This window comes from Gardnerella sp. KA01000 (assembly GCF_049244035.1).
Classification (GTDB): domain Bacteria; phylum Actinomycetota; class Actinomycetes; order Actinomycetales; family Bifidobacteriaceae; genus Bifidobacterium; species Bifidobacterium leopoldii.
Window position 1 is genome coordinate 157437 of the sequence record NZ_CP058367.1, and the last position, 19145, is coordinate 176581.

Consider the following 19145-nt stretch of genomic DNA (forward strand, 5'->3'; position numbering starts at 1 on the left):
TGTGGATGAACTCGTGTGAGGCTTGTTATTCAGCGTGTTTTCTCGTATATTTTGAGATTCTTTTTGCAATGTTCTTATGTACTGTCCGCGTTGAACAAGATAATAATTGTCTATGAGTCATATTTTGGTGAATGTTGCTTGGCCGTATGCTAACGGCCCTCGTCATATTGGTCACGTTGCAGGTTTCGGGGTTCCGTCGGACGTGTATGCGCGTTACGAGCGCATGAAAGGTAATGACGTATTAATGGTGTCTGGCACGGATGAGCACGGCACACCTATTTTGGTTGAAGCAGATAAGGAAGGCGTTTCTGCACAAGAGCTTGCTAATCGTTATAATCGTGTGATTACTAAGGATTTGTGCGATTTAGGTTTGAGCTACGATTTGTTCACGCGTACTACTACTGCAAATCACGAGCATGTTGTGCAAGAAATGTTCCGTCAGTGCTTAAAGAACGGCTATATTTACAAGGGCACTCAGAAGGTTGCTATTTCTCCTTCCACTGGTCGTACTTTGCCAGATCGTTATATTGAAGGCACATGCCCATTGTGTGGCGCAGATGGTGCTCGTGGCGATCAATGTGATGCTTGTGGAAACGAGCTTGATCCGGATGAGCTTATTAATCCAGTTTCTAAAATTAATGGTGAAACTCCGCGCTTTGAAGAAACTGAACATTATTTCCTAGACCTGCCTGCTTTGGCTGAGGCGAATGTTAATTGGCTTCATTCTCGCGAAGGTTGGCGCACGAATGTTATTAATTTCTCGCTTGGATTATTTAATGAAGTAAAGCCGCGAGCTATTACGCGCGATATTGATTGGGGTATTCCTGTTCCTGTTGAAGGATGGATTGATAATCCGAATAAGCGTCTGTATGTGTGGTTTGACGCTGTTATTGGATACTTGTCTGCATCTATTGAATGGGCTCGTCGACAAGGCAAGCCAGACGCTTGGTGTGATTGGTGGTGTGATCCTAAGTCTCCTGGATACTACTTCATGGGCAAAGATAACATTACTTTCCATTCTCAGATTTGGCCTTCGGAAATGCTTGCCTACAACGGTGCTGGTTCTAAAGGTGGTGAGGCTGGCGTTTATGGTCCATTGAACATGCCTGAACAGGTTGTTGCTTCTGAGTTCATGACTATGGAAGGCAAGAAGTTCAGCTCTTCGCGCGGAATCGTGATTTATGTGAAGGATATTTTGGCGCGTTACCCTGTAGATGCTGTGCGTTACTACATTTCTATTGCTGGTCCAGAAAATTCTGATGCTGATTTTACTTGGGCTGAGTTTGCTCGCCATAATAACGAAGAGCTTGCTGCAAGCTGGGGTAATCTTGTCAATCGTGTGGCAAATCTTATTAATAAGAACTTTGGTGTAATCCCTCCTCTTGACGAAGATTCTATGACTGCAATGGATCGCGCTCTTCTCGATCAAACTTCTGATGCTTTTGCTTTGGTCGGTAGTTTGATTGAGCGTCATCGTCAGAAGAATGCTCTTACTGAAGCAATGCGAGTAGTTGCGGATATTAATAAATATATTTCTGCAACTGAGCCTTGGAAAATTAAAGATGATGAGGCTCGCCTTGGTACTGTGTTGCATGTTGCAGCTCAGGCTGTTTCGGATGCTAATCATCTGCTTGCGCCATTCTTGCCTCATGCAGCTCAAAAAGTTTGGGAAGCACTTGGTGGCACTGGCGTATTCTCGCCTTTGCCTCATATTGAAGAAGTTGAAGATTTGGATAATCCAGACTTCAAGTATCCGATTATTACGGGCGATTATCGCTTGGGGGAAACTGTTCATCCTTGGGAGAGTGAGGAGTTGGTAGCAGGTACGCCTGTGCCTAAGCCAAGTCCTATTTTTGCCAAGATTCCAAAAGAAGCAGTTGAGGAGGAGCTTGAGCGTTTCGCATCTGCTTTGTCCGAGCGTCAGCGTGTCGAGGCAGAAAGACTTGCTGCAGCAAAAAAATCTTTGGAAAATAGTGAGAAATAGGTTGAAATTTTCAATAAATAAATTATAAAATTAGAAAACATAGCAAATGGTTCTCTAAAAGAAAATATTTTAAGGAAATTTTAAGGAAAAACTCTTTTCTTTGGACGAATGTTTAGCTATACTAACATGTGTTAATGGTTCGCCATTAGCGAGGTTCGTTTTCGAACCCCATAATTGAAACCTTCTTCTCTCTTTCTCTCTGCCCCGGCGGGTTTCTCTTCCCGCCGGGCTTCTTTTTAATTTATGAAAAATAAAAAATAAAAAGTAAAACAAAAATAAAAGCGCAGACTGCAAAAGCAATCTGCGCTCACACGGTTACCAAACTTAATTTTTAATGGTAACTATTTAACGGCAACGCTTCGAAAGTGGAGCCCATGGTTCAAGCATTACTGGTTCTTGATCCAATACAGCTAAAGTTTCTTTGTCAAGGTACTTTTTGTTGATGATTATTTCGTTCACATAACGATCGAACCACTCTGCTGAGCCAACATAATAGCCGTCTTCGCCAGCATCCTTGCCCCAGCTGTTCTCGATCTTCCAGCGATCTGGATCGCCATCTTTATTAAGATTTACGCCAGTGAATGTCATTGCGTGATTTCCTGGGCAATCCATATATTCCAAACCGTGAGCTTTATCGAATGTAAACTTCACATCAAACAATTCATCTACGCGCACAACTGCAGGATCGAAGAATCCACTGTCACGCAAGGAGAACTGTGTGCAATCGCATGCAAACCAGATTGGATGACCATCTTTTAATTGGTCTACAGCTGCTTTTTTGAATACATCGAGAGGAACGTTAACAAATTCCATTTCCTTTGTTTCAGCTACGTTGGTGCTGTACTTGAATTGGTAGAGCTTGTTGAATGGTGTGCGTTCCATAGGTGCGTTGCATATTGTTACGAAGTCGTTTACGTCAACTGGGACGTACTTCTTTGCGAACTCAAGTGGAGTAATTCCATATTCACAAATCATTGGACGCTCATCTTTGCCGGTTTTTGGCTTGTCAGCTTTGCTGGTTTTCTCGCCATCTTTCTTGGTTTCGTCTTTTTCGCCGTCCTTCTTATCGTCATCATCATCTTTAGTTCGTGCGAAGAAGTCAAACTGTGCAGGTGGTTCACCCAGGGCAATAGTCGTCATGCGATAAACGGTTTCCAAATCGCGAACTTTCATTTCGCGCAATTCTTCCAAAGAAGTTCCGTTCTTATGAGCTTCACGCAATTCGTATGCAAACTCGCGCAACTTGGTATTGATGTACTGTACGAATGCATCAGAGTCGACTGAGTTCTGTGAATCTGGATATGCACTCTTTGGCACAAGTCCGTACTTGTTTACCAAGTTGACGAACATTTGCCACCAGCCGCCGTCATCGATTGGACCATAGTTAATGCTCTCAAAAAGTCGACTATTAACATCTTCATCAAGTGTTGAAAGCACATTTTCCAAATAAGCGTTTGCTTTTTCAATCTTGTCCCAGAAGAATAGGTAGCTTTCTGAAAACTCAAAGTCGTCTAAATTCCACTTATGCATTACTTCGTATCTCAAAGTATTAAGTGAGGCGAACATCCAGCAGCGTCCGGAGCGCTTCTGATTGGTAATGCTGCCTTGTTTTAATTCTATTGAGAATTCGCGAGGAAGAGCACGCTTGCCTTGGTAGCTTGTTGCGGCTTTAAGCACACCATTTGTTACTGCTGCATTCGCGGCGAGAAGATTTGCGCGCTGTTCGTTAAAATGTTTGGAATAATTTTTTACATGTTCCAGAGTTACGGCTTTGATGTTTTCAGCCATGAGCTTATTCATTCTCCTTTTAGAGTTGAAAGTACGAATAAAAAATATTGTATACTGCTCAATGTCTCGCGTGTGTTTCTTGTCTATGCCTATTTTCGGCATTTGCTTGAATACTATTAATTATTTTAGTAAAACTACAATTTTTTCGGTAAATATTCAGTTTTTGTAATTAAATTTTGAATTTATTATATTTGCTTATAAAACGTATTTTGTATGTATAAAAATACTTTTTTGATTTTAAAATACATATCTTTGTGTAAAAATATAGCTAGAAATCACTGATATTTTGCGCTTTTTTGCATGTTTAGATATGTATAATATAACTTATATATACGAAATTTTTCCCTTGGATATTGAGAAAAGTGCTGTGCAAAAATATTTTCTGTTTGTCTCTTTGTACATAGCTTGGCTAAAAATATACTAATTATGTGTCCGGATTGACAAGGGTCGATTCAAACACGCCTTTTTCAAGGTCGAGTGTTAGATCGGCAATACTGTAAATCACAAGATTTATGGATGCCGAATGGAGGTAAAAAATGGCTAGTCGTAGAAAAGAGTCACAATGATACGATACATCGTTAAACGATGCCTGAATTATGTGGTGATGTTGTTTGTTGCCGTATCCATGACGTATTTCTTGACAAGTGCTTTTATGAGACCGCGTTCGAACTACATGTCTAGGCATCCGCATCCACCTATTGCATCAATCAACCGTTCTTTGGATTTGGCAAATATTAACGACCAGACTCCAGTGTTTACTCGTTATTGCCGTTGGATTTACAACATTTTTACTAAGTGGGATTGGGGATTGAGCCCAGATCAGGCTCCAGTTGGTCCGGCAATTATGTCTCGTATTGGCGCATCTGTTCAGCTGGTTACTGGCGCTACAATTCTTGGCATTGTTCTCGGTGTTAGCGTTGGTGTTTACACTGCTATCCGTCAGTACAAGTGGCAAGATAGAGTTCTTAATTCCACCGCAACCTTCCTGCTGGTTGTTCCTGCAGCAGTTTTGGGTTTGATGGTTGTGCTTGCTGCTATTAGCATTAACCGCGCAACAGGCGTGCGACTTTTCTACGTTACTGGTTTGCACTCTTACCAGGGTTCTGACCCGTTCATGTTCCTTCTTGACTTCCTTCAGCATTTGATTTTGCCGACGATTGTTATGACAATTCCTGGCATGGTTGGGTATCATTTAACGCAGCGCACGTATCTTCTCGATACTATGAATGCTGATTACGTTCGTACGGCTCGCGCTAAGGGCTTACCTTTGAATTTGGCTATTCGCCGCCACGCTTTGCGTACTTCTTTGATTCCAACAGCTGTTGACGTCGCCTTCTCTATTGCAGGCGTGTTTACGGGTGCTGTGATTACTGAAACCGTGTTTGCTATTAACGGTCTTGGTAGCTACTTCGTTCAGACCATTATGCAGAACGATATTAACGGTTCTGTTGCTATTGCAGCGTTTGGTGCTGTATGTACCTTAGTTGGTGCTCTGCTTGCAGATATCTTCTCTGCTTGGCTCGACCCACGTATTCGTTTGAACTAGCAGAACAGTGTAGGTGAATTTGATATGAATAAAAAAGATGTATCTTCAAAACCTCAAGAATCTGCTGCAGATAGAAAAGCTACTGCTGGTGCCTGGGGCAACTTTAAGCGCACTGGTAAGATGACGCTTTATACGCGTCGATTCTTCCGTCGCCCGTCTGCAGTTGTGGGCTTGGTTATGCTCGTAATTTTGATTCTTTTTGCTTTGTTTGGCTCAAAGATTTCAAAGTGGAGCTACGACGAACCAGACTTTTCTTCTCTAGCAACTCCTCCTTCTGCAGAGCATTGGCTGGGAACTACGCCAGGCGGTTCAGACATGTACGCAATGGTTGTGCGCGGACTTGGTCGTTCACTTTCCATTGGTATTGTTAGCTCTATTACCATTACAGTTATTGCTGCTTTGGTTGGTACTGCTATTTCTTACTTCGAAGGATGGTTTGAGCAGGTTGGTATGTGGCTTTTGGACATGCTGCTGATTGTTCCTTCCTTCCTGCTGATTGCTTTAATCATTAGTGCTTCTAGTGGTGGTAGCGATTGGCTGTGGTTGGCATTTGGCTTAACAGCTTTTGGTTGGATTGGTTACGCTCGTACTCTTCGTACGTTGACTTTGAGCTTGCGCGAACGTGAGTATGTTCGTGCAGCTAAGTTCGAGGGCGTTTCTTCGTTCCGCATTATTGTGCGCCACTTGGTTCCAAACTTGGGTTCTGTATTGATTATTAACACGGTTCTTGGTGTTATTGGTGCGATTAACGGCGAAACTGCTTTGAGCTTCTTGGGCCTTGGTATTAAGGCTCCGGATACTTCTCTTGGTACTTTGCTTAATGCTGGCCAAAGCGTTGTGCAGACTTCTCCGTGGGTGCTTTTGGTGCCGTCTGCAGTGCTTGTTTTGCTAACCTTCTCCGTGCAGCTTATTGGTGACGGTTTGCGTGATGCCATTGATCCATATTCTAGGTCTGTTGGTAAGGCCGACTAACGAGCGTTTGGAGTGATAAACATGACTGATATTGCAAATAACGCTATTAAGGAAGAAACCACGATGGAAGATCAAAACAACGAACCGTTGCTTTCAGTACGCGACTTGCAAATTAGCTTCGCTTCTGAAGCTGGTACTGTGCATGCTGTGCGCGGAATGAATTTTGATTTGTACCGCGGAAAGACTATTGGTATCGTTGGCGAATCTGGTTCTGGTAAGTCGGTTACGTCCTTGGCTGTTATGGGCTTGCTGGATAAAAACGCTAGCGTTAAAGGCTCTGTAAAGTATAAGGGCGAGGAGCTTTTAACTAAGTCTGATGCAGAAATGAGTAAGATTCGTGGCAAGAATATTGCTATGGTGTTCCAGGATCCTCTTTCTGCTTTAACCCCTGTTTTCTCTATTGGTGATCAGCTTAAGGAAGCTTTGGTTATTCATAATCCTGACATGACTGAAGAGCAGATTCGCGAGCGTTCTATTGAATTGCTTGATTTGGTTGGTATTACTAAGCCGGCTGAGCGTTTGAAGGCTTTCCCTCACGAGTTTTCTGGTGGTATGCGCCAGCGCGTGATGATTGCTATGGCTATTGCCAATAATCCTGACATTATTATTGCCGACGAGCCTACTACCGCTTTGGATGTGACTATTCAGGCTCAGGTTTTGGAAGTTTTGAAGAAAGCTCAGCGCGAAACCGGCGCTGCAATGATTTTTATTACTCACGATTTGGGCGTAATTGCTGGCGTTGCAGACGAAGTTATTGTTATGTATGCGGGTCATTTGGTTGAGCATAATAGCGTTGAAGAGATTTTTGCTCACCCAACTCAGCCGTACACTATTGGCTTGTTGGGTGCTGTTCCTCGCGTTGATCAAAAGCGCACTCGTCGTTTGACTCCAATTTCTAAGCCGACTATGGATATGCTTATGGCTGAAGAAGAAAGCGGCGACGACAGCACAATGATGGGTCTTGAAGCTGAAAGCGAAACTGTTCGCTCGTTGCTTCATGCGGAAACCGAAAAGCCAATTAAGCCAATGTTTGAAGGCATTCCTCGTGAACAACGAAAAGTTGTTTTGGATGTTAAGAACTTGGTTAAAACATTCCCAATTACTAGCGGTGGCTTCTTGCGACGCAAGGTTGGCGAAGTTCGCGCGGTTGATGGTGTGAGTATTGAGGTTCGTGAAGGCGAAACTGTGGCTTTGGTTGGCGAGTCTGGTTCTGGTAAGTCCACGACTTTGATGGAGATTATGGGCTTGAAGAAGCCTGAGTCTGGTTCTATTACAGTTTTTGGTACTGAGTTGAACGATAAGTTGACTCGTGAGCAGCGTCGCGAACTTCGTTCTAAGATTCAGTACGTGTTCCAGGACCCAATGAGCTCGCTTGATCCTCGTATGCTTGTTTACGATATTTTGGCCGAGCCTTTGCTCGTGCAAAAGAAGTCGAAGGAAGAAATTCGCCAGCGTATTGCTGAGCTTATGCAATTGGTTGAGTTGAATCCTGATCAAGTTGATCGCTTCCCAACGCAGTTCTCTGGCGGCCAGCGTCAGCGTATTGCTATTGCTCGCGCTTTGGCTGTGAATCCTAAGCTTTTGCTTCTTGATGAGCCTGTTTCGGCTTTGGATGTTTCTATTCAGGCTGGAATTATTAACTTGCTTGAAGATTTGCAAGACAAGTTGGGTGTTGCTTACTTGTTCGTGGCTCATAACATGGCAGTTGTTCGACATATTTCTAGCCGAATTGCTGTTATGTATCACGGTCGAATTGTTGAATCTGGCGAGACGGATGAGGTCTTTGATAATCCAAAGCACCCTTACACTCAGGCTTTGATTAGCGCTGTGCCAATTCCGGATCCTACAATTGAGAAGAACCGTAAGCGTATTATTCTTTCTGAAGAAGATAATTTTGACAACGTTAGGTAATTCATGACTTGTTGATTTTAGTTAATCTTCATCAAACTGAATAAATTACTTAGTCGCGCATGTTTATTACAACATGCGCGATTTTTTATTGTGTAACATAAATTTAAAAAACGTAATATATTTTGTTTTTTAGCCAAAATAAACTAAAAAATTTTCTGTTTTGCCCATTATAGATAATAAATTATTCTTTTTTGCCTAATTTTCATAAAGTTGAAAAGAAAAAAATCAATATTTTGTGAAAACGATTTGTCGAATGTCATAGAGTTGTATATACTCATACAACATACCGGAAGACGGACATCATCCGGGGAATGAGAGGAATCATGAAAAATACAAATGCAGGTAAACTGACTGTATTTGCCGCAGCTGCACTTTCTGTTGCAATGCTGCTCGGCGCTTGCGGCGGTGCTACTAACAATGCTGGTAAAGCAGGTATGACTGAAGAGCCAGCTGCTGGTGTTGACACTTCTTACACTGGCGAACTTCCAATGCCAGATGTCAACAAGCGTTACGATAACCCACAGGCACGTGACAACGTTAAGGACGGCGGCACTTACACCGTTGCTCTTCCTGTTCTCGGTCCAAACTGGAATTACGCTTCTAACGATGGTAACTCTGGCTACATGGCTACTTTGTGGGGCTTCTACCAGCCAAATCTTATGGCTTATGACACCGTTAAGGGTGAAAAGCTTAAGTACAACCCTGACTACATCACTTCCGTTAAGAAGGTTAGCGATAAGCCACTCGTTGTTCAGTACAACTTGAACCCAAAGGCCAAGTGGAACGACGGCACAGAAATCGACTACACCGCATTTAAGGCTACTTGGCAGGCTTTGAACGGAAAGAACAAGGATTACTCCGTCCCAAGTACTGAAGGCTATGACTGCATCAAGAGTGTTGAACAAGGTTCCACTCCAAAGCAGGTTATAGTGACTTATGAGAAGCCATGCGCAACATGGGAAATGCTTTTCGCTCCACTGGTTAATCCAAAGGCCGGTGACGTTAAGACCTTCAACCAGGGTTGGGTAAACAATCCTCACAACGAGTGGGGTGCAGGTCCATTCCAGATTGAATCCGCAACCGAAAATCAGGTTGTCTTCACCCGCAATCCAAAGTGGTGGGGTAAGAAGGCAAAGCTCGATAAGGTTGTTGTAAAGCGTATGGAAGATACCGCAGCTTTGAACGCCTTCCAGAACGGTGAAATCGATGCTGTAACCGATACCATTTCTTCTAAGGACGCAATCAAGTCTGCTCGTAGCGTTAAGGGCGCTCAGCTCCGTTACGGCTACAGCACCAAGGTTCGCGTGCTTAACTTCAACGCTAAGTCCAAGCCACTTAACGAACTCGCAGTTCGTAAGGCTGTTGTTCAGGCATTCGACGTTGCTACATACAACAAGGTTCAGTTCCAGGGCATGAACTGGAAGAGCGAGCAGCCAGGTTCTGAGCTTCTCTCCATGTTCCAGGCTGGCTACAAGAACAATCTTCCTGCTGACGGAAAGTACAACACCGAAAACGCTAAGAAGACCCTTGAAGCTGCTGGCTACAAGATGGGCAAAGATGGCTACTACGCCAAGAATGGCAAGACTCTTGAGATTTCCTTCACCTTCTTCGGCGATGATTCTACTCAGGCAGCTCTTGCTAACGCATTCCAGGCCATGATGAAGAAGGCTGGAATTAAGTGCAAGACTGTGAACCATGCTGTTGCTAAGTTCTCCGAGGTTGTTGCTTCGCACGAGTACCAGGTGCTTCCATTGGCATGGCAGTCCACATCTCCATTGAGCTTCTTGTCTGCAGCAAGCCAGGTTTACAAGTCTGATAGCGATTCCAACCTCGGTCTCGTTGGCAATAAGAAGATTGATGCTATGCTCAACAAGATTGGCAAGACCTACGATTACAAGGAACAGACTGATTATGCAAACAAGGCAGAGTCTGCAGCTCTCGCACTCTACGGAACTCTTCCAGTTTCTGCTCCTCCTATTTACCAGGTGTTCAAGAAGGGCTTTGCTAACAACGGCCCTGCTGGTTACGCAAGCACCTACCCAGAGGATATGGGCTGGCAGAAGTAAGTAAATTTGTAGCGATAATTCGCGCAAGTTTACTAAGCTGATTGCTTAACTTATAGCATGTGGCGTGTAGTCTTTTGGCTACACGCCACATCTTTTTGTGTATGCTAATGTGAGAAAATAGTATAAATTTAAAATTAAGTCTCAAAAAGCAAAATCGGAAACAAAGGAGAAGCTGGCGCATGTACGTCAATCCGAATAAACGCAAAGATGCGAGTAACGTGCGCTGGGTATTGCAATACTGTAAGCCGGACATGTGGAAAGTTTGGCTTGCTATTTTTCTATTTATTATCAATGACACGATGGCAATGACAATGCCGTTGCTTTCGGGCTTTATTGTAGACAAAATCATTATTGGCAAACAGCATAATTTGCTTATAAGCGTATGCGTTTTGATGGTAGCAATGATGATTGTTCGCGTTGGCTCAAGGTATATTTACCAGCTTTTAATGGAAAAGTTTGGTCAAAATGCCGTGTATCGCCTGGTGAGCGACGAGTACGAAAAGCTTCATTCTCTCGATTTTACGTACTTTAATCACACGCGCACAGGCGACATTATGAGTCGTATGACATCGGATACTGACGCGATTCGTCATATTTTAAGTTGGGTTTCGTATATGGCGTTAGATTGTGTAGTAATGTTCGTGCTAGCGCTGGTTATAATGTTTTCAATTCAGTGGAAGCTCGCTTTAGCACTTATGTCAATTACGCCATTTTTGTTTCTGCTCGCAAAAATTATGGGCAAAAAAGCTAGACCGAAATTCCTTGCAATTCGTGAATCCTTTGCGCGCATGAATTCAATGGTGGAAGAAAATATCGAGGGGAATCGCGTAGTAAAAGCTTTCGTGCGTGAGGATTACGAAACTAAGAAATTCGATAAGTGCAACGAAGACTACTTTAATTGCAATATTACGCTTGCAAAAAATACTCAAAAATACATGCCTTGGCTCGATGGCATGGGTTTTGTGCTTGAGCTTATAACAGTTGGTTTCGGCGGATGGCTTGTTTTGAATGGCAACATGACTTTAGGTGCATTCGTCACTTTTAATAGCTTCCTTTGGATGCTACACATGCCTGTACGAATGGTGGGCTGGCTTATTAATGATTGGCAGCGTTTTAACGCAGGATGCGTGAATATTCGCAAACTTCTTACGCAAGAATCGCATATTAGACATCCAAAAGAAGCGGACGAAACCGTTAAAATTAGAGGTAAAATTACTTTTGAGCATGTTGATTTTTCATTCCCAGACGATCAAGACTCTCCAATCTTAAAAGATATTGATTTAGACGTTCCTGCTGGAAGCAAACTGGGTATTCTTGGTGAAACTGGTTCCGGCAAATCAACTCTCGTAAGTCTTATAGCAAGATTCTATGATCCTACGCGTGGTCGTGTTTTAATTGACGGAAAAGACGTGCGCGAATGGCCGTTAGAAACTGTTCGTAACCAAGTTAGCATAGTTGCGCAGGAAACATTCCTATTTTCGGACACTATTGCAGGAAATATTAGTTTTGGATTACCTCAAACTAAAGAAAATTGTAAGGAATTAGATAATACCATTCGCACGATGGCAACAATTGCTGCAGCAGACGATTTTATTATGGATATGCCAGAAGGCTATGAAACAGTAGTAGGCGAGCGTGGGGTAGGTCTTTCTGGTGGGCAAAAGCAGCGTTTGAGCTTAGCTAGAGCGTTGGCAAATAATCCTGCAATCTTGATTATGGACGATACAACTTCTGCTGTAGATATGGAAACGGAAGAGCATATTCAGCAGGAGCTGAAAAAGCTTGATGGCACGCGCACAATAATCACTATTGCGCACAGAATCTCATCCGTTAAAGATGCAGACATGATTGTTGTGCTAGATCACGGGAAAATTATTGAACGCGGCACGCATGCTCAGCTTGTTGCAGCGCACGGGAGGTATTGGGAGATCTATAGAAAGCAACTTGGCTTTAAAACTGGCAGGTCTGCAGGATTCGAAACGAAGGGGGAGTAGAAATGGCACAACGTAATACTTATCGTGAAGACGAAGGTCAAGAAGAACACATAAACGTGCACGAACTTATGCGCGTTAGAAAATATATGAAGCCGTATGCTACTAAACTTCTATTCGTAATTATGGTAGTTATTAGCGGCAGCATCATTATGACAGCGATGCCAATGATTACGAAAACGCTAATCGACGTTGTATTGTCTCAGAAAAACGTCAATTATTTATATACAATTATTGCCGTATTCGCACTGCTCATTATATTGTATGAGCTTGGTTTAGCGTACAGAACTTTAGCAATTACGCGCATCGGCCAGATGATAATCAAAGACATGCGACGCGATATTTTTACGCATGTTCAATCATTATCTTTTGATTATTTTGATTCGCGTCCGCATGGGAAAATTCTGATTCGCATCGTAAACTACATCAATACGCTTTCTGACACGCTTTCGTCTGGTTTAATTAACGTATTTTCCGACGTTTTTGTGCTTATTATTACATTAATAACAATGTTTGTTATAGATTGGCGAATGGCTTTGTGGAGCTTGGCGCTATTCCCAATATTTATAATTTGGACGCGAACTTTACAAATTTTGCAAAGAAAAGCGTCTAAAAAGTTATCAAATAAACAAAGTAATTTAAATGCGTATTTGCACGAATCAATCGCAGGAGTAAAAACAACGCAAACTTTTGCGCGAGAAGCTACGGCATACGCTACTTTCCAAGAGCAACAAGCAGAAGTAAGAAGTGCTTGGATGCGAAACGTTAGAGTGCAAATGTTACTTTGGCCTGGCGCTTCGATTATTGAAACCGCTGCAATAGCGCTTTTGTATTACGCTGGCATAGCAAACTTAGGTGCAATGAACGTGAGCACGGGCACGCTTATAGCATTTGTTTGGTATTCGACTACTTTCTGGGATCCTGTAGTAAATATTGGAAACTTCTACACGCAACTTGTAACGTGCTCAGTTTATTTGGAGCGAATTTTTGAAACTTTAAGAATTAAGCCAAATATTGTAGATAAGCCAGATGCTATTCAATTGCCTCAAATCGAAGGAAAAGTAGACGTAAACGACGTTGTTTTCCGTTACGAAGAAGGTGGAAGACCAATATTAAACTTGGTTGATTTGCATGTTAATCCTGGCACTACTGTAGCCCTTGTGGGACCTACTGGCGCAGGAAAAACAACTCTTGTAAGTCTTCTTTCTAGATTCTACGACGTTTCAGAAGGCTCGATTACTATAGACGGGTACGATGTACGTTCAGTAACGCTCGCATCTCTTAGAAAACAAATGGGCGTAATGTTGCAAGATAGCTTTATTTTCAGTGGAACCGTACGCGAGAACATCCGTTATGGGAAGCTCGATGCCACTGATGAAGAAATTGAGAATGCAGCGCGCGCAGTTCATGCTCACGAATTTATTGAAGGATTACCGAACGGATACGATACTGAAATTGAAGAGCGCGGAGCCACTCTTTCTGCAGGTCAGCGTCAGCTTATATCGTTTGCGCGAGTATTGCTTGCGAATCCGCGAATTCTTATTCTAGATGAGGCAACAAGTAATATTGATACTCGTACAGAAGAAGCATTACAGGCAGGATTAGCTCAATTACTTAAAAATCGCACATCTTTTGTAATAGCGCATAGGCTTTCGACGATTGAGAATGCGGATTTGATTTGTGTAATCGATCATGGAGAAATTGTTGAAAAAGGCACTCATAACGAGCTTATGGAGGCAAGAGGAGCGTATTATCGTCTTGTAAAATCGCAATATGATGCAATTCGCAAAGCAGTTTTATAAATACTTATCATTCAATAAAAATTGACAGTTGAGTTTGCGAGTAGACTTAAAAATATGAGTAAACATCATCGCGAACATAATTGGGCGCCGGCTTTAGCAGCGCAATCTGCAGTATGGGAAAATCTGCTACAAGAAGGCATAACAATTGCAGACGATCACACGCACATGCTTAGCGTTGTGGATTTTGCACATAATTTGAATCAAGAATTAGCAGAAAAAGGTCGCGATTTAATAGCGGAACCTACTGCAGACGATTTAGTTGCTCAAGCAAAATCATCAGGCGTTTCACACATGCTAGAAGTCGGATGTGAATATCCAGATTGGGAGTCGACGATTAAGTTTGCTCAAACGCATGAAAATTCAGTTCGTGCAGCAATAGCAATACATCCAAACGAAGCAGTATTACATGGTCACAAAGGCGTTCAAGGACCTGACGGACTACCGATAGTTTACAAGCCGTATCACGATATTCCATTTGACGAAGCTATGCAACATTTGCGCTCGCTAGTAATTGCTCATCCAAAAGAAGTAGTGGCAATAGGTGAAACCGGTTTAGACTACTTTCGTACGGGAGAGACTGCGCGAGAAGCACAAATAGAGGCTTTCCGCGACCATATTGCGCTCGCAAAAGAGCTGAATTTACCTTTACAAATTCACGATCGTGATGCGCATGAAGACGTAGTGAAAGTCTTACTAAAAGATGGCGCTCCTGAGCGAACAGTATTTCACAGTTATGCTGGTGCTGTGGATTTAGCCGAAATATTGAAAGAGCACGGTTGGTACGCAAGTTTTTCTGGAACTATAAGTTACAAAGGCAATGATGAATTACGCGAATCTGCGCGAATTATTGGCAAAGACCATATAACTGTTGAAACGGATGCGCCTTATTTAACGCCAATGCCGTATCGTGGACGGCCAAACGCGCCTTATATGGTTCCTTATACGCTAGAAACACTTTCTGAAGTTCTAAATATATCGTTATTGCAAGCAGCGAAAGTTACACGCGAAAATACGCGAAAAATTTACGAATTTTAGGAATATAAAATCCTTAATTTTCAAGGATTTTTTAATATTTTTTGCGCGATGCACTATTGTTGTATACAATATCCAAGTACGGAAATAAAACTGTGAGGTGTGAGGTTTATGCGACTTCTTGTTGGCATCAAGAAGAAGCCTCATATATGGAGGAACAATTAAGCATGACTAAGTCACGCACTGCTGTACCGTCAAACGATAGTACAAAGGATCCTCGCAACGGCGCGAAAGATTCCGAGAAAAGCACTAAATCCTTAAAAGGTACTAAGGATGCTATATTGCGAGCTGCCTCGTTTACTAAGGCTCCTCAGGTGTCAAAAAAAACGACAACACGCGAAGAGCGCAAAGTAATAGCTCAGCAGCAAGCGCAAGAAGTAAAAGAAGCGGAAAAGCTTGTTGCTAGTGCAGTACGAGGTCCGTTAGGTAGATGGTGGGCAAAATTGCAAACCAGTTCCGATCGTTTTACATTGGGAATGGCAATTGTTGCTCTTGGCGTTGTTTATGGCGATATTGGTACTTCTCCGCTTTATACTGCGCAAACATTTTTAGCAGGTCAAGGCGGCTTACAAAACATAAATCGCGCGACTATCTACGGAATGCTTTCGCTACTGTTCTGGTCAATCACATTAATTACAACCGTAAAATACGTATTTGTTGCAATGAGAACAGACAACAAAGGCGAAGGTGGCATTTTTGCTTTATATTCGCTTCTACGTAAAAAAGGCGCGTGGCTTGCAATACCGGCAATGATTGGTGGAGCCGCGTTTTTGGCAGATTCTGTGCTGACTCCTGCAGTTTCCATCTCTTCAGCAGTTGAAGGTTTGCGCACTATTGCAGTGTTTAAGCCAATATTCTTAGAAAATGAGAATTTGTCGATGATGATTACGGTTATTATAATCGTCATACTTTTCTCTGTACAGCAACGCGGAACTGAGCGAATTGGCAAAGTATTTGGCATTGTTGTGATGCTTTGGTTTGCTTTCCTTGCGCTGGTTGGTGTCATGAACATTGGCCAAGATTGGACTATTTTTGAAGCACTTAACCCGATTCATGGCATAAAATTCCTGTTTAGCACGCATAATGTGCAGGGATTAGCGGTTATGGGTGTGATCTTCCTTTCTACTACCGGTGCTGAAGCGTTATATTCTGATATGGGTCATGTTGGTAGAGGCAATGTGTACGCAACCTGGCCGTTTATTAAAGTTGCTTTGCTGCTGAATTACTTTGGGCAAGGCGCTTGGATGTTGAAAAATCAAAACGATAAAGCATTATGGTCAATAGAAGGTTTGAACCCGTTCTTCCAAATGCTTGAACCAAATGTGCGATATGTTGCCGTTATTCTTTCGGTTACTGCTGGCATTATTGCTTCTCAAGCGTTGATTACAGGCGCATACACAATGGTTTCTGAGGCAACAAGCCTAAATTGGATGCCACATTTGCAAGTGCGATATCCTGCTAGAACTCGTGGACAGCTGTATATTCCAGTTGTGAATGTTGTGCTGTGTGTTGCCACTATTACGGTTCTTGCAGTATTCCGCGATTCTGAACATATCTCTGGCGCATACGGTTTAGCTTTAACTCTAACTATGCTTGCTACGACTATTTTGCTCACAGTGCACATGTGGTATCAAAAGAAGCGATTTGGTGCCTTCATATTTGCAATCGTATTCCTCATGATTGAGATGATGTTCTTTGTGGCTTCCATGGCAAAATTCATGCACGGTGGCTGGTTTACTATGCTGCTCGGTGTTTCAATTTTGATCATTATGGTCACTTGGAAAGATGGAACTAAAATTGAGCGTTCGCAACGTTTGCACATGAAACCGAAAGATTTCCTACCTGTGCTAGATAAGTTGCACGGAGATTTCCGTATTCCGTATTTCGCTGACAATATTGTGTATTTGACTTCCGATCGTGAAATGAAGCGTCTCGATACTGGAATCTTCTTCTCTATTTTTGCCGACCATCCAAAGCGTGCTAGAGCTTGGTGGGCTGTTTCTGTAGAAACAGATGACGCTCCGTTTACTCGTGAGTATTGTGTAGAGAATTTCGGTACGGATTACTTATTCCGCGTAAAAATTAAACTCGGATTTAAAGTGTCGCCTTCTATACCAGCGTATCTTCACCAAATTATGCATGACTTGTCGCACACGGGCGAACTTCCTCAGCAAAAATCCGTGTATCCGAAGGTTGATGCAGATCCAGATATTGGACCAATTCGCTATGTTCTGTTGCACAAAGCGTTGATGCCGGAATCTAATATTTCTGTGCGTGGAGCGTTATCTTTAAAGATGAAATATGCAATTAGACATGTTGCTGGTACGCCTGTTAAATGGTTTGGTTTGGCTCCTTACAATCCGGTTGTTGAAGTGCAGCCGTTGTTTGTTTCTACTCGCAGACCTCCGCGGTTGAAGCGTGAAGACTGTTCTCAGCGAGCAGTTCAATCTTTGCAAGGTGCCTCAGCGCTTGAAACTAATATTCACGTTGTGAAAGATATCAGACCTACTGATGCTGAGCAGACTGCTGTTATGAACGCACGAGATATTGCTGCTGCTAATGTGATGTTTGCTAACGAAAAACTTGCCAATACTGGGAAAATTAGCCCAGTTCCAATTAAAGAGACAAAAAAAGTTAGCGTGGAGAAGCCTAATAAAGATGGGGCAAATATCGATGCGGCGAATGTAACGCATGCTGTTGTGCAGGCTGTGGAGGATGCTGCTCGTGCCAATGATGCGAATAGTATGAAATCTGAAAAGAGTGCAGCAACTGAAAAGAGTGCAAAAAATAATCTTAAGTAAGAATCTTAAGGAAGAGCCTTAAAATGGAAAATGGTGCAGAAAGCATACTTAATTGCAACTCGATAAAACTCGCTAATCTACCTGATTTTGGTGAAGTAGAGAAATTGCATAGTGCAACTGCACCATCTTCTGCTGCTTATGAGCTTATTCACGGTCATTGTGTTGTAATCTCAACAATTGCTTGGCAAATTGCTCATCATTGCAATATGCTTTTGTCCGCTGAAAATCGTGCTGCTCAAATGAGTGGAACTTTGCGTAAGCGTGCTGAAATAGCAAAAAATTGCCTTCAGGAGCTTGTCGGAGATAGTTATGCAATATTACCTGCGGTTAGTGATGGCTTAGCTCCAAAACAGTATATTGATGAATACGCAGCTTTAATAGGTGGATTGTTGCACGATATTGGCACGTATTTTGTGCTTGAAAGTGATGGCAGTAGCAACGCTGGTGGCATATTACGCTTTGATGGACCGAATTATATTTTGCATGGTTTGCGCGGATATAAATATTTAATTGATAATGGTTTTAGTGAGGATGCTGCGCAATTTGCGCGCAATCATACTGGAGTTGGCTTAACTCGAGAGCAAGTTGTTGCGCAAAATTTGCCTCTTCCTGCTGAAGACTATATTCCGCAAACAGTTGAGCAAGAAATTGTTATGGTTGCGGATAAATATAACAGCAAATCGATACCTCCTCGTTTTTTGACAGTTGATTCTTATCGTCGCAAGGCTGCGCGATTTGGTGAAGACAATGCTAATCGGTGGATGCAATTAGTTACGAAATATGGTGAGCCAGATATTGCAGGCCTGGCAGAAATCTTTAATATGCGTGTTGATGCGTGAGCGCTATTGATTTTTTGCGTATTTTTATCCTATTTTTGTGTATTTTTTAAGAAATCTATTATTTTTTAAAAAGTTTTTTATAGATTCAATATCAGATAGCATGTTTTTGGTGTTTTTTGCGTGGTTTTCGACACGCCGGTGTTTTGGCTTGTTTTCAATGGTTTTGGGGTGTTTATTTTTGGTGGGTTTGCGTTTTAGCGTGGGTTGGTGTAAGTTTATCTCTTGCTGCTCAGCGCGGCTGGTTCTCCTCGGTTGAGGTTGATGGGCCGGCTGGTGTGGTGGTGGTTTGAGAACTCAAGAGCGTGTCTGTACTACTTATTAGTTAATTATTGCCAGTTCATTGCCTGCCTTGCAGATTGCAGGGTGCCTGAGAGATGGTTAAATGGTGGTGAGGTTTTTTGTTGGGATGTTCT

At 42.5% G+C, this 19145-nt stretch carries 12 protein-coding genes; 11 read left to right on the forward strand and 1 reads right to left on the reverse strand.

Annotation, left to right across the window (positions count from 1 at the left end):
• The first annotated feature begins 112 nt into the window (after nt 1-112).
• On the forward strand, nt 113-1984 hold the full coding sequence (metG, locus tag HXT58_RS00645; RefSeq protein ID WP_421775633.1) for a methionine--tRNA ligase: 1872 nt from the start codon (nt 113-115) through the stop codon (nt 1982-1984).
• Nucleotides 1985-2329: 345 nt separating this feature from the next.
• Here metG and HXT58_RS00650 read toward each other — a convergent pair whose 3' ends face one another.
• On the reverse strand, nt 2330-3772 hold the full coding sequence (locus HXT58_RS00650) for an aminopeptidase C (protein WP_032842247.1): 1443 nt from the start codon (nt 3770-3772) through the stop codon (nt 2330-2332).
• 562 nt (nt 3773-4334) lie between these two features.
• Here HXT58_RS00650 and HXT58_RS00655 point away from each other — a divergent pair.
• The 10 genes from HXT58_RS00655 (at nt 4335) to HXT58_RS00700 (ending at nt 19022) form a co-directional block, all read left to right on the forward strand.
• Nucleotides 4335-5318 (forward strand): ABC transporter permease, encoded by a 984-nt coding sequence (locus HXT58_RS00655; protein ID WP_012914500.1) that lies wholly within the window; start codon nt 4335-4337, stop codon nt 5316-5318.
• A 24-nt stretch (nt 5319-5342) separates the two neighbouring features.
• Nucleotides 5343-6290 (forward strand): ABC transporter permease, encoded by a 948-nt coding sequence (locus tag HXT58_RS00660; protein WP_004104713.1) that lies wholly within the window; start codon nt 5343-5345, stop codon nt 6288-6290.
• 21 nt (nt 6291-6311) lie between these two features.
• Nucleotides 6312-8201 (forward strand): ABC transporter ATP-binding protein, encoded by a 1890-nt coding sequence (locus tag HXT58_RS00665; RefSeq protein ID WP_415706103.1) that lies wholly within the window; start codon nt 6312-6314, stop codon nt 8199-8201.
• Between the two features lie 323 nt (nt 8202-8524).
• Nucleotides 8525-10267, forward strand: coding sequence for an ABC transporter family substrate-binding protein (locus HXT58_RS00670; protein ID WP_421775634.1), 1743 nt, complete (start codon nt 8525-8527; stop codon nt 10265-10267).
• Nucleotides 10268-10446: 179 nt separating this feature from the next.
• The gene (locus HXT58_RS00675) at nt 10447-12261 is read left to right on the forward strand and encodes an ABC transporter ATP-binding protein (RefSeq protein ID WP_033888404.1); all 1815 of its coding nucleotides are present in this window, start codon (nt 10447-10449) and stop codon (nt 12259-12261) included.
• A gap of 2 nt (nt 12262-12263) precedes the next feature.
• A complete protein-coding gene (locus tag HXT58_RS00680; protein WP_415706107.1) occupies nt 12264-14060 on the forward strand; it encodes an ABC transporter ATP-binding protein in 1797 nt (598 codons plus the stop codon).
• A gap of 54 nt (nt 14061-14114) precedes the next feature.
• On the forward strand, nt 14115-15095 hold the full coding sequence (locus HXT58_RS00685; RefSeq protein ID WP_415706109.1) for a TatD family hydrolase: 981 nt from the start codon (nt 14115-14117) through the stop codon (nt 15093-15095).
• A gap of 164 nt (nt 15096-15259) precedes the next feature.
• Nucleotides 15260-17893, forward strand: a complete 2634-nt coding sequence (locus HXT58_RS00690; RefSeq protein ID WP_032835175.1) for a KUP/HAK/KT family potassium transporter — start codon at nt 15260-15262, stop codon at nt 17891-17893.
• Between the two features lie 23 nt (nt 17894-17916).
• The gene (locus tag HXT58_RS00695; protein ID WP_004104700.1) at nt 17917-18732 is read left to right on the forward strand and encodes an HD domain-containing protein; all 816 of its coding nucleotides are present in this window, start codon (nt 17917-17919) and stop codon (nt 18730-18732) included.
• Between the two features lie 143 nt (nt 18733-18875).
• A complete protein-coding gene (locus HXT58_RS00700) occupies nt 18876-19022 on the forward strand; it encodes a hypothetical protein (RefSeq protein ID WP_415706068.1) in 147 nt (48 codons plus the stop codon).
• The last annotated feature ends 123 nt before the right edge of the window (nt 19023-19145 follow it).